Below are 16187 nucleotides of genomic sequence, written 5' to 3' on the forward strand. Positions count from 1 at the left end.
TTGACCCTCACGTAACGTCATACTTTATAGTGAATATCATAAGGAGATGTGTTGAATATGAAAGTAAAAGAAGTCGCTGAATTGTTTGATATTAGTATTCGTACACTTCATCATTATGATCAAATTGGTTTGTTGACCCCAAAAGAAGTCACGGATGCTGGTTACCGGCTTTATTCAGAAGAAAACCTTGAAACACTACAGCAAATATTATTTTTCAGAGAACTGGGATTTAACTTAAAGGAAATAAAAGAAATCATAAACAATCCGTCATTTGATAAACATGAAGCATTTATATTACAACGAAAAATGTTGATGGAAAAACGAAATACACTCGATAGAATGATTGAAAATATTGACAAGACGCTAAAACATATAACAGGAGAAATTCACCTAACAAATAAAGAGAGGTTCAAGGGAATGAACATGAAATTCAACCAATATGAAGAAGAAGCTCGCTGTCGCTGGGGGAATCAGTCCATTGATAACGTGAACTTCAAATTAAGTCGATTGTCGAAAGATGAACAACATGATTTATCTTTGAGATGGGATAGAGTTTTTCAAAACTTAGCATCCCTCCGCAACCTCACTCCTCAATCCAAAGAAGTACAAGCCGCCATCAGAGAATGGTATGAATTTTTAAATCATCACTTTACTCAATACTCCCTCGAGGCATTTTATGGATTAGGTCAACTTTATATTCAAGATGAACGATTTACAAAAAAGATAGATCAATCTGGTGAGGGCTTGGCTTCATTCATGAGTGAAGCCATGAAAGTATTTGCTGATCAACAGAAAAGAGGTCCCAGCGATGAACATCATCATTGAAGATACAATCGCTCAATACGAAAAATTGTTTTCGCTAAAAGAAAATAAAGAACACTTTTTTCGATACAACATGATGAGGCCTTTTGAAAAGATGTGGAATATGATAAACGTTCCGTTAAGAGCTACTCAAAAAAATGGCTATGATGTCATCATGGCAACCAATATGCTTGGCTATCTTGATGTTTCACAAACACAAACTGGTAAACAAGCGTTAAAAATACTACAAGAAATTCAAGCTCTTCAAATGGCAAATACCACCTTGAACTATTGTATGAATTTTATCAAAAAACACAACCTTCATATAAATTCTGATGAATTGAGATTTGGTCTATATATAGCTGATCCGAAAAAGCTAGAACAACAAAAAGGGTATTGTGGCTTTGGAGGAATTCCGGGATTTATCCAATGCTCAATATATCCGAACTCTTATAACATCCCACGGATCCCCGCTCTAATTGCGCATGAATTCCATCATAATATTCGTTTTTCCTATTTTGAATGGGATTACGGAAATGTAACGGTTGGAGATTACTTAATTATAGAAGGTTTAGCTGAATCATTTGCAAAAGAACTTTATGGTGAAAAGATGCTAGGGCCTTGGATCACTTCTTTTGATCAACAGGACTTAGAATATTCAAAAGAAGTGATTAAAGACGCTTTATATACGAAAGGGTTTGCTGAGGTCAGTAGTTATATGTTTGGTGATAACATTGCAAAAGAACAAGGATATCAACCTGTCGGATTATCACCCTTTGCAGGCTATGCAGTAGGTTATCAAGCTGTACAATCTTTTATGAAAATGAATAATATAGGAATTGAAGAAGCAACCGTACTTGATACAAATGAAATTTTAAAAAATTGCGGATTATTTTTTACCTAAACATTTTAATGAATTTCAAAGCAAATCGGTGTAATAATGAATTCTAATTATCGTACGAAACATACTGTATGTTCATGCTATATCTAATCATTTCAAATAGACTTGTTGAAAACCTTGCTAGAATTTCAAGCACTTTTAAAAAAGAACATAAAAAAACCTCCTCAAATTTATGATCTAATTGAGGAGGTTTTTATTCAAAATGGATTTACAGAATTCATTGATACTGAAATTCTAACATTCTTCCGGCGTACCGGTATTGGTAGCTGTTCTGAACGAAGAACCGCATCCGCATGACGCAATCGCGTTCGGATTGTCAATCGTGAAACCGCCGCCCATTAGTGATTGTTTGAAATCAATGATGGTGCCGTTCATGATGTCAAGGCTTTCGGAGTCGACAAGAACCTTGATGCCGTGCTGTTCGAACTGCGTGTCTTTCTCTGAGACTTCATGGTCAAAGCCCATCCCGTATGAAAGACCGCTGCAGCCGCCGCCTTTTACGCCCACTCGCAGGAACGCACTTTCTTCTTCATGTTCTTTCATCATATCTTTAATCTGCAATGCAGCAGCTTCTGTAATCGTTACTGGTGTACTCACGATCATCCCTCCTTTTGACTGGATGTTTCTTTTCAATTATAAACGTGATGTTGCCTTTTCTCAAATAAATGGTTTAGAGATAGAATGTGCCGTCACAAATTGTTTCAGCAGGTCCTGTCATCAGCACATGGTCATTGTCTTTCCAGCGAATGATGAGGTCTCCGCCAGCTAGATGAACGGTCATATCCGTTTCTTTTTTCGCATGTCCATTGACAATCGTTGATACAGCCGCAGCACATGCTCCTGTTCCGCACGCTTGCGTAATCCCTGATCCTCTTTCCCACACGCGAAAATGCAGTTCCGTTTCACTAACACGTTCCACAAATTCTACATTGACGCCTTCTGGAAACATGTCATGCTTTTCAATGATTGGCCCAAGTGAATCAAGCGGCGCCTGTTCAATGTCTTCTAAATAGAAAACGATATGGGGATTCCCCATTGAAACAGCTGTTCCATTTAAGGTCGTCGTGCCAAAATCAAGCGGTTCATTAATCGTTGTACTGGCCGGTTCACCAAGCATCGGCATCGCTTCTTTTTCAAAACGAGGTTTACCCATATCAACTGTCACTAACTGAACGTGACCATCCTGCACATGAACGGTCGCTTCAACGAGTCCTGACAATGTCTCAATCTGGAACGTTGTGGCTGTTACGATTTGATGCTCATACACATATTTTGCCACGCAACGCAGACCGTTACCGCAGTTTTTCCCCTCTGATCCATCATTGTTGAAAATGCGCATCTTCACAGGCGCAACATCTGATGGGCAAATGAGGATCATTCCGTCTGAACCGATACCTGTATAAACAGAAGAAACGCGGATCGCTATCTCTGACAGCTGCTCTTCTGGAAGCTGTTCCTTCATCTGATTGACGTATATATAATTGTTTCCTAGTCCGTGCATTTTCGTGAATTGAAATGATGTCATGAGCGTCCTCCAAAAATGTTGTTTCTTTATAGTATAAAAGGAGTCGATTCAGGAGACAATCTTATCATCCCCCGTTTTTCATACATAGAAGCTCTTTGCTGCCATGGCAAAGGGCTTTTATTATGCATATGCCTTTTTTTCTTTCGTGTGATGCTTCATTTTGATGATATTTTATTAGCATAACATATTGGATGCGCTTTCTACATTTTCTCCTGAAAATGGAAACTGAATATATGAAAAAAATGCACCTCATGACCCATGTGGTGCACTTAAAACATGTCGTTTTCCTCTATAAAAGCATAAATACGCTCGACTAGCTGCTCTGCATTTTCTCCAGAAACAAATTCTCCATTCACAAGCGCAAATGGGGAGTCCATACATTTGCCGCAGTAGCTTAAACAGCCGTATTCCATTACATCTAAGTTTGGGTCTTTTTCTAGCTTCTCTTTTGCTTCTTGAGACCCTTGTGCAAGATTACTTACACAAAATTCGATCAGTGGAAACACTGTGCTTCACCTCACATTTGCCTTACTATCCTACCGAAATTCCTTCTATTAGTCAAAACATGAGCTTCAATAAATCATTACGCCTATTCCCCGTAAAATGTTTTACTATTTAGGACTAAGTAATGAATATGTAGGTTATTTTGAAACAATTATTGTGGTTTCACAGTAAATTCGATATAATTTTATTTGGTATTTTAACTTAAAGTTTTTTAGTATAAGTGTTTTTCAATGTCTAGGGGGAAAAGGAGAATCGTCATGAAAAATTTAGTCTTGATCGGCGGAGGTTACGGGAATATGCGGGTTCTCCACCGCTTATTGCCAAATCAATTACCTGATGATGTTACTATCACATTAATTGATCGAAATCCTTACCACTGTTTAAAAACAGAATATTATGCACTTGCTGCTGGAACGATCTCTGATCATCACATTCGAGTATCTTTTCCAGAGCATCCGAAGCTGGATATTCAATACGGGGAAGTAGAAAAAATTGATATTGAAAACAAACAGATCTTATTTAGCGACCGTGAACCGATTCCATATGATGATACGGTAATCGGACTCGGCTGTGAGGACAAGTATCACAATGTCCCTGGGGCGAAAGAACATACATACAGCATTCAAACCATTGATCAGTCAAGGCTTGCGTATAACAAATTAAACAATTTGAGCGCAGGTGCAACAGTTGGCATTGTCGGTGCTGGACTTAGCGGGGTAGAGCTAGCCAGTGAACTGCGTGAAAGCCGCTCTGATTTAAACATCATTCTTTTTGACCGCGGAGAACTGATTCTTTCCAGTTTCCCAAAAAGATTAAGTTTATATGTACAAAAATGGTTTGAAGAAAACGATGTAAAGATCATTAACTGCGCCAATATTACAAAGGTTGAAGAAGGAGTTGTGTACAACCATGACGATGCCATTGAAGCAGATGTCATCGTGTGGACAGCAGGAATTCAACCAAGTAAAGTCGTGCGAGATATGGATGTTGAAAAAGACGCCCAAGGCCGTGTCGTCTTAACTCCTCATCACAATCTCCCTGGAGATGAGCATGTCTATGTCGTAGGTGACTGCGCAAGCTTACCGCATGCACCAAGTGCACAGCTTGCCGAGGCACAGGCAGAGCAAATTGTGCAATCTCTACAGAAACGCTGGAAAAACGAGCCACTTCCTGATGCTTACCCGCAGTTTAAGTTAAAAGGCGTACTCGGCTCTTTAGGGAAAAAAGCCGGCTTTGGCTTAGTGGCGGATCGTCCACTTGTCGGTCGTGTTCCAAGACTCTTAAAATCTGGACTTCTTTGGATGTACAAGCATCACAATGGATAAAATGATGTGAATTTTTTCTCAAAGCTCCTTCTAATGAAGGAGCTTTTATTATGAAACGGCATGTACCGATGGATGGTTCACTTTGATAGGAGCAAGCGCAAGGATGCAGTCTTTACGAAACGTTCTGATCGTCTTCTTCGATAAACAATACGCTTGTATGAACTGTTCAGTTTGACGATGTACAATGATTTTTCGTTTCGAGCACTCTCCAGTTTTCTTCATATAAATCATATCAATCGGTATTTGTTGATGAAGAGATTGTTTTAGTAAATAATTCATGATGCTCACGCTCCTTTCCTCTCATTATAACCGAACAAACGTTCTAATTCAACCTAAAAAGGAACGTTTGTTCTATTTATTTTTCTAAAAAAAGAACAGCTCATTCACTGCTCTCTTCGTACCCGTATTTCTCCATTTCTTGATAAATATCTTTTAATTTCGGATTGCCCTCTCCTACAATTTGATCCTCAACAAGGACAAGCGGATAAAAGAATTCATCATCAAGAATTCGTTCAGATAATTCTTTTTGGCGTTCGTTTTCAGGCGGGTGCTCAATATCGATATATGTGATGCAAAACGGCTGATTTGGATATTTTCGTTTTAATGCTGCATCTAACCACTCAAATGTATCTTTTGAAGAAGGCAGATTCACGCAGCTAGCGCACAGGACATCTCTTCCATATACATAAAGGTCAACGGTTTTGTTCATTTGACAAGCCCCCCATTCTTTCTTTATTTTAGCTGAATTTTCTGTATGAAAAAAGTCAAAATCACTTTTTGTTTCAAGATGAGATTGTGCTATAATGAGAAGGAAACTTTGAAACCAATCAATAGATTTTTATCGTCCAGATGAATATAATGGTGATATGTTGTGAAAGGAGCGATTATATCTAATGACTGAAGTCGAAATGAAAGACCAAGTACAGGAAGTACTGGACAAACTTCGTCCATTTCTATTACGTGATGGTGGAGACTGTGAGCTTGTAGACATTGAAGATGGCATTGTGAAATTACGCCTTCTTGGTGCATGCGGCAGCTGCCCAAGTTCAACCATTACATTGAAAGCCGGTATTGAGCGCGCATTATTAGAAGAAGTACCTGGCGTTGTAGAAGTTGAACAGGTTTTCTAATTCATATATGACATGAAAACGACCCTTACTGGGTCGTTTTTTGATTAGAATAATTTCTCTCTAAACCATTCTTGAATAAAAGTCAGTCTTTGAATACGCTGCCCAGGGTGGCCGCTTCTCGATAAATCATGAGAAGCCTTCGGGAATTTGACTAATCTCGTGTCTTTTCCAAGTTCCTTCAATGCCACAAAAAGCTGTTCTCCTTGATCGACTGGACAGCGGTAGTCTTCATCACTGTGCAGGATGAGAAGCGGTGTATTCACCTGTTTTACATACTTTAGCGGCGAACGATCCCATAGCTTATCAACAGAGTCATAAATATCCCCATCAATCTGCCATTTTGTAAAGAAATAGCCGATATCACTGATGCCATAAAAGCTAATCCAGTTCGAAATGGAACGCTGTGTAACAGCTGCACGGAAACGGTCTGTCTGTCCGACAATCCAGTTGGTCATAAAACCGCCATAGCTGCCGCCTGTTACGCCAAGCCTTTTTTCATCAAGGAAGTCATAGGCTTCGAGCACATGATCAACAGCCAGCATGACATCCTCATAATCAACGTCTCCATAGTTGCCTCTTACCCGGTCTGTAAACATCTGTCCGTATCCATGACTGCCATGAGGATTGATGTACACAATCGCATACCCTTCAGCGGCGAGCATTTGAAATTCATGAAAATACGTATGACCGTACATCGCATGCGGCCCACCATGAATTTCTAAGATTAGTGGATATGTCTTCCCCTCTTCCATCTGAGCAGGCTTCATCAACCAGCCATGTACAATGTCTCCTTCTTTTGACTGGAAAGAAATTGGTTCAGGTTCGGATATGACATGTTCCTTTAGAAAGTCATCATGCTCAAACGTGATTTGCTTGAGTGAGGATTCCCCTAAAGTCAGCTCATACAGCTCACTAGGCGAGACAGGTGAAAGACGGCTGATCAGCATTTTTGATTCGTCTGGATGAAGACTGAAATTCGTCACATGTTCTGCCTCTAAACGAACGGGATAGGCTAAGCCTTCAATAGAGAAATAATAAATTCCGGTACTCCCTTGATCAGAAACAAGCGCATAAAACCCCTGACTATCCTTTGTCCATTGTGGAAGCTGATTGGCCTCACCCATAACACTATCCCCTGCCATACAGTTTCCTACATACATATCGAGCATTTCTGACAATTGAGCGGTCTTTTTCTCCTTCAGATCATGCAGCCACAATGACAGGAAGGTCGCATTTTCAAATTCACGTTCGTGTCCAATGTACAAAAGGCTTTCTCCATTTGGAGAAAATGATACAGTCGTGTAAGCGCCTGTTGATTGGGTGATTTTCTTGGATGTACCGTCCTCTAATGACAGGAGACAGATATCACTTATGTAAAACGTCTGAGGATTTGATTGAATATACGCAAGCCACTTCCCGCAAGGAGAGATGACATGATTCACATGATGATGCGGCTCACTCGTAAGCATCTCTACCTCGCCGGAACGGACATCGATTTTTACAATTTGCGTCAGACGCCCGTCTAAAAAGCCTCTGCCATCTGCTTTATAAGTCAAATCATCATATACGGCCGGAGCAAAGTCATCGCACTCTTCCTTTTTTTCATCATGAACAGATTCATCTTGTTTTAATGAGACCGCTGCATAAATGAACGCTCCATCCGGTGAAAATACAGGTTGAGAGACGCCGTACGGAATATTCGTTAAGGTACGAATTCCGCCGCCATCGCTCTGAATGAGTGCGAGCTGAGGAACTTCCTTTGGCTTCTGCAAAATAAACGCAAGCTGCTTTCCGTCTTTTGACCATGCTGGTTGATGATGCTTTCCATCATCAAATGTCCATTGAGACAGCTCCCCTGTCTCTTCATCTCGAACCCATAAATGAATATTGTAATCATCCTTTTTTTCATTCACCGATACTTTTGTAAAAACAGCCTTTTTTCCATCTGGTGAATAAACTGGATGAGAAACAGACACGATTTGCGTTAAATCCTCTGCTGTTATCAATTTCTTCATCAATAGATCGCCTCCTTTTATGTATCAAAAAATAGTTCGCTTCTCTAAATAATAATCCCTGCTTTTGTTATGAAAAACAAGGATAAAAAAAGAACGTGCGTCTTCACAGCACGTTCTTCATTTGATTCACAGAATGATGCTCGACGACGACACCTTCTACTGGCACCGTCAGCACATCCACTTCACAATGCGGGAAATTTTGGGCAAGCTGCTTTTTCAGCGCTTCTCCCTTCCCTTTTTCCACTAAGGTCAAAATAGTCGGCCCAGCACCGCTTAATGCCGTTCCATACGCGCCTTTTAATGAAGCAACGTGCTCCACCTTGGACAGCTCTGGGACAAGCATCGTGCGGTATGGCTGATGAAATAAATCTTTATTCATCATTTCCCCTACAAGCGGCCAGTTCTGCGTCATTAAGGCGGCGACAAGGACGTTACTCACTGCACTCGCACTCACGGCCTGTTTATAGGAAAAATCCTCTGGCAGGACATCACGGGCATCCTTTGTGAGCACTTCATAAAAAGGAATCACGACGACGACATCTACATCCACATGCTGCACTTTAACGGCATGTGTCTTGTCTTCTTCATGAAGACCGATGAGTAAACCACCGAATAAAGAGGCACCCGCATTATCGGGATGACCTTCTACCTCACTTGCAAAAAAGAGCTTCTGATCATCGGTCATCTTTAATTCAAGCAACTGATTGGCGAGCTCAATTGCGGCGACAATGGCAGCAGCGCTGCTGCCCAGCCCCCTTGCTAATGGAATATCACTCCACACTTTGACATGAACAGGCGGGAGTGTTTTTCCAAAGTCATCTGCGACCTTTTTAGCTGTTTGGTAGATCAGGTTATCGGTGCCTGATGGAATACCAGACACGACATCAGTTTCTGCTTCAAACAGCCAGCTATCGTGGTCATAGACCGATAGCTTTAAATAGCGGCTAAGCGCCATTCCGACTGAGTCAAAGCCTGGTCCTAAGTTGGCAGTGCTTCCCGGTACTGTGATTGAAAAAAGCATGGAGGCGTTACTCATACGCGTGCGGCCTTTTCTAAATGTTCCAGAATTTGATCTTCATCTGCATCCAGTGTGACCGGTTTGATGTGCGAAATATCAATCGCAGTATTTGGATCTTTTAATCCGTTTCCTGTCAGTACAGCGACGACTTTACTGCCTGGCTTAATTTCTCCAGATTTCACTTGTTTGAGTACACCTGCAATTGATGCACAAGACCCTGGCTCTGCAAACACACCTTCTTCACGTGCGATCAATTGATAGGCATGAAGAATTTCTTCATCTGTCACTTCATCAATTTTCCCGTTCGATTCATCTGCCGCTGCTACAGCTTGTTTCCAGCTTGCAGGGTTTCCGATGCGAATGGCTGTTGCAACTGTTTCTGGCTGCTCAATGACTTCATTTCGAACGATGGCTGCAGCACCTTCTGCTTCAAAACCACGCATGACTGGCAGTCCAGTGCCTTTTTTCTCATGATATTCTTTGAAGCCTTTCCAGTACGCTGTAATATTCCCCGCATTTCCAACAGGAATCGCCAGTACGTCCGGTGCGGAGCCTAGCTGCTCACAGATTTCAAATGCCGCTGTTTTTTGTCCTTCAATTCGGTATGGATTGACGGAGTTAACAAGTGCGATCGGTGCTTTTTCACAGATGCTGCGGACAATTTTCAACGCATCATCAAAGTTGCCGTCAATGGCAATGATTTCTGCTCCGTACATGACAGCCTGCGCCAGCTTACCGAAGGCAATTTTTCCATCTGGAATGATGACAATACATTTCATATCAGCGCGCGCCGCATAAGCTGCTGCTGCTGCAGACGTATTCCCTGTCGATGCACACATGATCGTATCATTGCCTTCTTCTTTTGCCTTTGCGACGGCCATGACCATCCCGCGATCCTTAAAAGAACCTGTAGGGTTGACGCCTTCTGTTTTCACGTGAAGCTCAATCCCTAGCTTTTCTGAAAGCTTTGCGAGATGAATCAGCGGTGTATTTCCTTCATTTAATGTTAGTTTAGGTGTTTGCTCGTTTACTGGTAAGAATTCTTGAAATTCTTCAATAAGTCCATTCCACTTCATCAGCTTAAACCGTTCCCTTCTACTCGATACGTGCTCTTCACTTGAACCACCACGTCGAGATCGTTTAATGTTTGCAGGATATTTGAGAAATCTTCTTCTGATGTTTGATGTGTAATAATCACAATTTCAGCCAGCTCATCATGCCCTTTGACAGGAAGCTGAAGGATCTTTTCAAAGCTGATGCCTCTTTCAGAAAAAATCGATGTAATGCGGGAGAAAGCTCCGACTTGATCTCTCACATGTATTCTTAAAAATTGCTGAGCAAATACTTCGGATGATGATTTGATTTTCTTCTCAAATTGCGGTGCAATAAATCCACTGCCGTTCACACCAAGACGCATGTTCTTCATAACAGCGACTAAATCTGAGACTACAGCTGTTGCCGTTGGCAGGCTGCCTGCTCCAGGTCCGTAAAACATCGTTTCTCCGACAGCACTTCCGTAAACATAGACAGCATTAAATTCATTGTTGACGGAAGATAACGGATGATGATCAGGAAGTAAAGTTGGCTGTACGCTGACCTCCACTTTCTCTCCGTCCCTTTGGGCAATTCCAATCAGCTTCATTGTATAGCCAAAACGTTTACTGAAATTAATGTCCTCATCCGAGATGTCCGAGATGCCTTTCACTTTCACATCCTCTAAGTCTACATTCATGGAAAAGCCAAGTCTTGCCAGGATGGCCATCTTTCTTGCCGCATCTAGCCCTTCTACGTCCGCCGTCGGATCGGCTTCTGCAAAGCCAAGATCCTGCGCTTCTTTTAATACATCTTCATACGCACTTTTATCGACATTCATTTTTGTTAAAATAAAGTTCGTTGTCCCGTTCACGATTCCCATCATTTTTGTGATGCGGTCAGAGGCTAAACCTTCCTCTAGTGTACGCAAAATTGGAATCCCACCTGCGACACTTGCTTCATAGTATAGGTCACAGCCGTTTTCTTTTGCTACATGTAAAAGCTCTGTGCCATATAGCGCCATTAAATCCTTATTAGCTGTAATGACGTGTTTCTTCTCATTTAATGCATCTATTAAATATTGTTTTGTCTCTTCAATGCCGCCCATTACTTCAATTATGACGTCGACCTCTGGATCTCGAATCACATCGTATACTTCAGTTGTGAAGACCTCTCTTGCCACATCCACATCTCTTTTTTTATCGGGATTGCTCACAAGCACTTTTTGTATTAATACCGGACAGCCGATCTGGTGCATTAATTTATCCTGATGATCTTGAATAATCTTAACGACACCGCTCCCCACTGTTCCTAATCCTAGTAGTCCAACTCGAATTGCCTTCACCTGAAATTCCACCTTTCTCCGTAAATGTCCTCTCTAAAAAGACATTTGTTAACCTAACACAGACATTCAATGTACACACATTATAAAGGGGTATCCTCATTTTGACAAGGTAATAAAATAAGAGAATATGAGAATGAAACCGCTTAACAGCTATTTATATCAAGATTCTATATTTTCAAAATATTTTTGTGAGAAAAGCTCCCGAAGCCGGGAAGCTTGAGATTACGCCTGAACTGGCGTTTTGGCTTGCTGACCTTGCAGGACAAGCGCAATATTTTCAGCACATAAATGCATCATGTTTTTTCTCGTTTCAACACTTGCACTTCCGATATGAGGAAGCACTGTCACATTTGGTAATGTCGTTAACGGGTGATCTGGGCTGACTGGCTCCTTGCTAAATACATCCAGACCTGCTCCTGCAATTTTTCCTGTCGTGACAGCATCATATAAAGCATCTTCGTCTACCGTCTTCCCTCTTGAAACGTTGATGAAGTAAGCCGTGTTCTTCATCTGCTCAAATGCTTTCTTATTAAACATTTCTTTCGTTTCAGGCGTTAAAGGCGTCAAACAAACGATGAAATCAGACTGCGTAAGCAGCTCATCAAATGCGGCATAGGTCACACCTAGCTGCGCTTCTGCTTCTGGCTTTCTTGAACGATTATGATACAGAACATTCATATCAAAACCTTTTGCCCGCTTGGCCAGTGCGGTTCCAATACTGCCCATTCCGACAATCCCTAACGTTTTATGATGAACATCAGCACCGGCTAGAAGAAGCGGTCCCCAGCCTGTCCAGTTCCCATCCTTAATCCAATCACTCGCTTCGACAATTCGTCTTGCTGACGCCATCAAAAGCGCAAAAGCTAAATCAGCCGTCGATTCTGTTAAGACGTCCGGTGTATGACATACCGTGATCCCGTGCTTTTTAGCTGCCTTTAGATCAATATTGTCATAGCCGACCGCGAGATTCGCGACCACTTTTAGATTTGGAGCATTTGATAAAAGTGCCTCATCTACTTGATCTGACAGCATCGTGAGCAGCCCATCTGCTTGAGCCGCTTGTTTTTCTAACTCTTCTCTTGGACACGGCTCATCCTCGCTCGTCCACATGTCAATATGAGCGACTTCTTTTAATGGTGTAAGTGTTGTTTCATCAAGCTTTCTTGTGATATAGACATAAGGTTTCGTCAAGAAGAACACTCCTTTGGTTGATTTCTTTAAGCATAACGAAAAACGCCTCAAGAGAAAAGAGACGTTTCGTCTGTTCACTGAAACTTCAAATCAGCGGATTGATGAATCCATCCAACAGGAGGAATGAGATGCCCACCGCTGCGCATGGCACTCAATTCTTGAAACACCTTGAGAAAATATTCGTAGCGGTTCGCATCATTTAAAACGTAATCTAATCGTTCTTCATAATAAGATTTTTCATTTTCTCCTGACATATAATAACCTTCGACAATTTCAAAATAATGAAGCGGAAACAGAAGACGGCTGTACAGCAGACGCTTTGAAAATGATGAAAGAGGCGTAACCTGCTCATATTGCTGCAAAAAGGAGAATCCCTCTTCAATTAAATCCTCCTTATGCTGGACAAAGGTTTCTCTTAAATATTCTGCGATGTCTCTTGTTGGATGGTCAAATACCCAGTCAACAGGTAAACGAAGCGGCTGCTCATGTGGCCAGGTCATACGTGAAAAGCGCTGATGACAAACAGTACCTGAATCACATTCTTTTGGTTCATCATCAAGCTCTGTATCCACTAAATATTGAATTGCATTTTCCGTTAATCCGAGATAATACGGAAAGGATTCAATAAATTTCTTTTCAAATCGTTCAAGTGGTTTTTGATGCATTTGCTGCATCCAAAAGCCTTCCAGCTGGTCTAAGCGTTTTGCCCATAATTCCTTCCAAGCTCCGACACGTTTTGTTTCAGACACCTCATAAGGAAACCCTCTCCCCCTGACATGAAAGGCCGCCAGCTCTGATGCGTGCTGAAATGAGCGGCTTGTAACCCGCGGTGCTGCCTTTAATAGAGCGTACAGTTCTTTTCCATGGGTAAAAGTCGGTTTCTCTTCGTTTGTTAATTCAAACACGGCAACGTATGGGTCACCGTCATTCAGTAAATACTGACTGATATGATAAAGCTCTGTGAGTTCTTCTTCTCGCAAATGAGACACGGGAACAATGATGAAGAGGGCTTTCGCCGTTTGAAAGCTCTGATAACTGCCATATGGCATAAATTGACGCACATCAATACCAAATGTGTGATAAATGGTTTCTTTCATGATTTCACCTGCGTTCATAAAATCAGTCTCTTATCATATCGTAGTCGCAGGTTGAGGGATTTATGAATACTATTTACTATCCGAAGCTTTTTCACACGTTGTGGACAAATTACGAGGATTGGGTGAGGAACATGCCGCATCATCATGAGATGAACGAAGTAGAAAAAACAGCAAGACGCCGTTTACAAGAACGAGGCGTAACCATTCAAGATATAGCAGACCTTGTCTTCTTTTTACAGGAAAAATATCATCCTGGCTTAGACATGACAGAGTGCATCCACAATGTGGAACGTGTCATCGCAAAACGTGAAGTCCAAAATGCCATCTTAACAGGCGTTGAACTAGATGTTCTCGCTGAGCAAAAAAAGCTGACAGAACCGCTGCAATCCATTCTTGAAACAGATGAAAGTCTATATGGTGTGGATGAAATTTTATCCTTTGCCATCGTTAATATTTATGGCTCCATCGGCTTTACGAATTACGGATATATCGATAAAGAAAAACCAGGGATTCTTGGGAAACTCAACGATAAATCCTCAGGCGAATGCCACACCTTTTTAGATGACATTGTCGGTGCTATTGCTGCGGCAGCATCAAGCAGACTGGCACATAGTGCGAGAAATGCAGAATAAAACAAAAAAGAGGACGTGCGTCTGACGCTTGTCCTCTTTTCATTAAAATAATCGTTCAATCCACTCAGATAATGAATCAATGACATAGGTTGGCTGTTTGTCATATTTCTGAAGCAGCTCTTTTGTCGTGACGCCTGTATGGACAAGCAGTGTATCCATCCCTGCATTCATCCCTGCCATAATATCGGTATCATAATTATCGCCCACCATGAGCGTCTCTGACACATCTGTCCCGAGCACCCGCATGGCCTGTTCCATAATGATAGACTCTGGCTTTCCGATAAATGTTGGCTGCACTGTTGTTGTAACCGTCAGCACAGATGTTAACGATCCATTTCCAGGTAACAGCCCTCTTTCTGTCGGAATGGCAATATCTCCATTTGTTGAAACAAATTGTGCACCTTGACGGATCGCAATGGCTCCTACCGCTAGTTTTTCATATGTAATACCGCGGTCTATTCCAACGACAACGAAATCAGCGTCTTCTTGACCAAACGACAAGCCTTTTTCTTTGATGGCCTGCTGAATGCCTTCTTCTCCGATCACATACACCGAGGCATCTTTCTTTTGTTCTGCGATATAGTTTGCCGTCGCCATACTTGTTGTAAAGACTTGTTCTTCCGTTGCTGGAATATCGAATGAAACCAGTTTCTCTGCTACTTGCTTCGGCGTGCGTGAAGAGTTATTCGTGACAAACAAATAAGGGATGTTCAACTCATTTAACTTGTGAACAAATTGCCCCGCCTCTTCAATCTTTTCTGTTCCTTTATACATCGTCCCGTCTAAATCAATTAAATAGCCTTTGTATTTCATGCTGCTTACAACTCCAATGGTTTATTTAAACGCTGATACTGGTCCAAGCTCCTGCTCCAAGTAAGTGCGAATTCGATTCGGGAAGACTTGCAGCGCCTGTTCTACCTCACTGATGACCTGCAACAAATCGTGATGAACCACTTCTTGGTATTGCTGAACAAGTGTTTTACGGCACGAGACCAGTTTTTTCAGGTGAGTGCCTTCTTCTGTTGGTACAACTTTTTCGTCCACAAGAATATCCATGATGTCGTCATAGCTTCCTGGGTCCCGCATGATAAAGCCGTCAATCATATCATTTCCTGTATCAAGAATACATTCGACGAGCAAATGAACAATTCGTTCCAGCGCTTTTTTTTCTAAAGGGCTTGACCATGTTTGATGACTGCGCATCAAATTATATTGCTCCTCAAAAAAACGTAATGTCTCTTCAATCTTCTTTCTGTCTACGAAATACATCATGACGCTCCCCTTTGCGTTATTTTCTAATCCGCTTTAAGACAAAATAGGCACAGCCAAAATTACAGTATTCATAAATGTATTCATCGAGTGTACTGATTTTTGTATCGAATGTGGCCTTTTGGTTTTGGTCATCAAAGAACCCCTTCAGCCTAAGCTGGTTATAGCCCCAATCCCCCACAATATAATCATACTTATTTAAAATATCTGAGTACCTTGCTTTAAACGCTTCCTCATCAAAGCCGTCTTTGATTTCTCTGACAAGATCAAAGGTAGCATTCTGAATGACGATCATCTTCTCACCTCTTTTTAAACGATCCATCTTTAATGATAATTCATTGGAACAACTCCATCAATTGCTAAAGCATGTTTTTTCCGATTTAGCCGAAGCTAAAGAAAAAA

General features: G+C 41.5%; 18 protein-coding genes and 1 pseudogene. 5 read left to right on the plus strand and 14 right to left on the minus strand.

Annotated elements, in window-relative coordinates; translation table 11 throughout:
* Positions 1 to 57 precede the first annotated feature (57 nt).
* Together ACNO7B_RS14825 and ACNO7B_RS14830 are read left to right on the plus strand one after the other, a co-directional pair.
* The gene (locus tag ACNO7B_RS14825) at positions 58 to 825 is read left to right on the plus strand and encodes a MerR family transcriptional regulator (RefSeq protein ID WP_417901646.1); all 768 of its coding nucleotides are present in this window, start codon (positions 58 to 60) and stop codon (positions 823 to 825) included.
* Positions 809 to 1705: a DUF2268 domain-containing protein gene (locus tag ACNO7B_RS14830; protein ID WP_417901647.1), complete on the plus strand. Its 897-nt coding sequence runs from the start codon at positions 809 to 811 to the stop codon at positions 1703 to 1705. The genes ACNO7B_RS14825 and ACNO7B_RS14830 overlap by 17 nt, the downstream gene beginning before the upstream one ends.
* A 231-nt stretch (positions 1706 to 1936) precedes the next feature.
* On the opposite strand, the gene ACNO7B_RS14835 is transcribed toward ACNO7B_RS14830, so the two are convergent.
* The 3 genes from ACNO7B_RS14835 to ACNO7B_RS14845 all read right to left on the minus strand — a co-directional run bounded on the left by ACNO7B_RS14835 (position 1937) and on the right by ACNO7B_RS14845 (position 3733).
* Positions 1937 to 2299 (minus strand): HesB/IscA family protein, encoded by a 363-nt coding sequence (locus ACNO7B_RS14835; protein ID WP_417901648.1) that lies wholly within the window; start codon positions 2297 to 2299, stop codon positions 1937 to 1939.
* A 73-nt stretch (positions 2300 to 2372) separates the two neighbouring features.
* Positions 2373 to 3227, minus strand: coding sequence for a diaminopimelate epimerase (dapF, locus tag ACNO7B_RS14840; protein WP_052320790.1), 855 nt, complete (start codon positions 3225 to 3227; stop codon positions 2373 to 2375).
* A 269-nt stretch (positions 3228 to 3496) separates the two neighbouring features.
* Positions 3497 to 3733, minus strand: a complete 237-nt coding sequence (locus ACNO7B_RS14845) for a YuzB family protein (RefSeq protein WP_008346813.1) — start codon at positions 3731 to 3733, stop codon at positions 3497 to 3499.
* A gap of 255 nt (positions 3734 to 3988) precedes the next feature.
* On the opposite strand from ACNO7B_RS14845, the gene ACNO7B_RS14850 reads away from it, so the two are divergent.
* Positions 3989 to 5056, plus strand: a complete 1068-nt coding sequence (locus ACNO7B_RS14850) for an NAD(P)/FAD-dependent oxidoreductase (protein ID WP_099496724.1) — start codon at positions 3989 to 3991, stop codon at positions 5054 to 5056.
* 48 nt (positions 5057 to 5104) lie between these two features.
* On the opposite strand, the gene ACNO7B_RS14855 is transcribed toward ACNO7B_RS14850, so the two are convergent.
* Positions 5105 to 5335, minus strand: a complete 231-nt coding sequence (locus ACNO7B_RS14855) for a hypothetical protein (protein WP_057079127.1) — start codon at positions 5333 to 5335, stop codon at positions 5105 to 5107.
* 100 nt (positions 5336 to 5435) lie between these two features.
* Positions 5436 to 5765 carry a YuzD family protein gene (locus ACNO7B_RS14860; protein WP_417901649.1) on the minus strand — a complete coding sequence of 110 codons (330 nt, stop codon included), beginning with the start codon at positions 5763 to 5765 and terminating at the stop codon, positions 5436 to 5438.
* Between the two features lie 121 nt (positions 5766 to 5886).
* Between ACNO7B_RS14860 and ACNO7B_RS14865 the strand changes: the two are divergent.
* Positions 5887 to 6186 (plus strand): annotated as a pseudogene (locus tag ACNO7B_RS14865) (NifU family protein).
* Positions 6187 to 6230: 44 nt separating this feature from the next.
* Here ACNO7B_RS14865 and ACNO7B_RS14870 read toward each other — a convergent pair.
* The 6 genes from ACNO7B_RS14870 to yutH form a co-directional block, all read right to left on the minus strand.
* On the minus strand, positions 6231 to 8201 hold the full coding sequence (locus ACNO7B_RS14870; protein ID WP_417901650.1) for a prolyl oligopeptidase family serine peptidase: 1971 nt from the start codon (positions 8199 to 8201) through the stop codon (positions 6231 to 6233).
* A 103-nt stretch (positions 8202 to 8304) separates the two neighbouring features.
* Positions 8305 to 9237, minus strand: a complete 933-nt coding sequence (gene thrB, locus ACNO7B_RS14875) for a homoserine kinase (RefSeq protein WP_007500423.1) — start codon at positions 9235 to 9237, stop codon at positions 8305 to 8307.
* Positions 9234 to 10295, minus strand: coding sequence for a threonine synthase (gene thrC / locus ACNO7B_RS14880; RefSeq protein WP_008346825.1), 1062 nt, complete (start codon positions 10293 to 10295; stop codon positions 9234 to 9236). The genes thrB and thrC overlap by 4 nt, the downstream gene beginning before the upstream one ends.
* Positions 10295 to 11596: a homoserine dehydrogenase gene (locus tag ACNO7B_RS14885; RefSeq protein WP_017358915.1), complete on the minus strand. Its 1302-nt coding sequence runs from the start codon at positions 11594 to 11596 to the stop codon at positions 10295 to 10297. Before ACNO7B_RS14885 ends, thrC begins: the two co-directional genes overlap by 1 nt.
* A gap of 222 nt (positions 11597 to 11818) precedes the next feature.
* Entirely contained in the window at positions 11819 to 12787 is a 969-nt protein-coding gene (locus ACNO7B_RS14890) for a 2-hydroxyacid dehydrogenase (RefSeq protein ID WP_417901651.1), read from the minus strand.
* A 74-nt stretch (positions 12788 to 12861) separates the two neighbouring features.
* On the minus strand, positions 12862 to 13902 hold the full coding sequence (gene yutH, locus ACNO7B_RS14895; protein WP_035389301.1) for a spore coat putative kinase YutH: 1041 nt from the start codon (positions 13900 to 13902) through the stop codon (positions 12862 to 12864).
* Between the two features lie 113 nt (positions 13903 to 14015).
* On the opposite strand from yutH, the gene ACNO7B_RS14900 reads away from it, so the two are divergent.
* The gene (locus ACNO7B_RS14900; protein ID WP_024719755.1) at positions 14016 to 14516 is read left to right on the plus strand and encodes a phosphatidylglycerophosphatase A; all 501 of its coding nucleotides are present in this window, start codon (positions 14016 to 14018) and stop codon (positions 14514 to 14516) included.
* A 42-nt stretch (positions 14517 to 14558) separates the two neighbouring features.
* Here the strand turns inward: ACNO7B_RS14900 and ACNO7B_RS14905 are convergent, their stop codons facing one another.
* Genes ACNO7B_RS14905 through ACNO7B_RS14915 form a run of 3 tightly spaced genes read right to left on the minus strand, consistent with a single transcriptional unit; the run spans position 14559 to position 16080 of the window.
* On the minus strand, positions 14559 to 15329 hold the full coding sequence (locus ACNO7B_RS14905; RefSeq protein ID WP_410684590.1) for a TIGR01457 family HAD-type hydrolase: 771 nt from the start codon (positions 15327 to 15329) through the stop codon (positions 14559 to 14561).
* 21 nt (positions 15330 to 15350) lie between these two features.
* A complete protein-coding gene (locus ACNO7B_RS14910; protein WP_017367989.1) occupies positions 15351 to 15785 on the minus strand; it encodes a DUF86 domain-containing protein in 435 nt (144 codons plus the stop codon).
* A 19-nt stretch (positions 15786 to 15804) separates the two neighbouring features.
* Positions 15805 to 16080, minus strand: coding sequence for a YutD family protein (locus tag ACNO7B_RS14915; protein ID WP_008346837.1), 276 nt, complete (start codon positions 16078 to 16080; stop codon positions 15805 to 15807).
* Positions 16081 to 16187 lie beyond the last annotated feature (107 nt).

Origin of the sequence: Bacillus sp. AK25 (assembly GCF_048270685.1) — a bacterium.
Classification (GTDB): Bacteria; Bacillota; Bacilli; order Bacillales; family Bacillaceae; genus Bacillus; species Bacillus altitudinis.

What these genes read in the sequence shown, in the direction of transcription:
- ACNO7B_RS14825 (WP_417901646.1), top strand. Translation starts at nt 58, where the DNA reads ATGAAAGTAAAAGAAGTCGCTGAATTGTTTGATATTAGTATTCGTACA.
- ACNO7B_RS14830 (WP_417901647.1), top strand. Translation starts at nt 809, where the DNA reads ATGAACATCATCATTGAAGATACAATCGCTCAATACGAAAAATTGTTT.
- dapF (WP_052320790.1), bottom strand. Translation starts at nt 3,227, where the DNA reads ATGACATCATTTCAATTCACGAAAATGCACGGACTAGGAAACAATTAT.
- ACNO7B_RS14850 (WP_099496724.1), top strand. Translation starts at nt 3,989, where the DNA reads ATGAAAAATTTAGTCTTGATCGGCGGAGGTTACGGGAATATGCGGGTT.
- ACNO7B_RS14855 (WP_057079127.1), bottom strand. Translation starts at nt 5,335, where the DNA reads ATGAATTATTTACTAAAACAATCTCTTCATCAACAAATACCGATTGAT.
- ACNO7B_RS14860 (WP_417901649.1), bottom strand. Translation starts at nt 5,765, where the DNA reads ATGAACAAAACCGTTGACCTTTATGTATATGGAAGAGATGTCCTGTGC.
- ACNO7B_RS14870 (WP_417901650.1), bottom strand. Translation starts at nt 8,201, where the DNA reads ATGAAGAAATTGATAACAGCAGAGGATTTAACGCAAATCGTGTCTGTT.
- thrB (WP_007500423.1), bottom strand. Translation starts at nt 9,237, where the DNA reads ATGAGTAACGCCTCCATGCTTTTTTCAATCACAGTACCGGGAAGCACT.
- thrC (WP_008346825.1), bottom strand. Translation starts at nt 10,295, where the DNA reads ATGAAGTGGAATGGACTTATTGAAGAATTTCAAGAATTCTTACCAGTA.
- yutH (WP_035389301.1), bottom strand. Translation starts at nt 13,902, where the DNA reads ATGAACGCAGGTGAAATCATGAAAGAAACCATTTATCACACATTTGGT.
- ACNO7B_RS14900 (WP_024719755.1), top strand. Translation starts at nt 14,016, where the DNA reads ATGCCGCATCATCATGAGATGAACGAAGTAGAAAAAACAGCAAGACGC.
- ACNO7B_RS14905 (WP_410684590.1), bottom strand. Translation starts at nt 15,329, where the DNA reads ATGAAATACAAAGGCTATTTAATTGATTTAGACGGGACGATGTATAAA.
- ACNO7B_RS14910 (WP_017367989.1), bottom strand. Translation starts at nt 15,785, where the DNA reads ATGTATTTCGTAGACAGAAAGAAGATTGAAGAGACATTACGTTTTTTT.
- ACNO7B_RS14915 (WP_008346837.1), bottom strand. Translation starts at nt 16,080, where the DNA reads ATGATCGTCATTCAGAATGCTACCTTTGATCTTGTCAGAGAAATCAAA.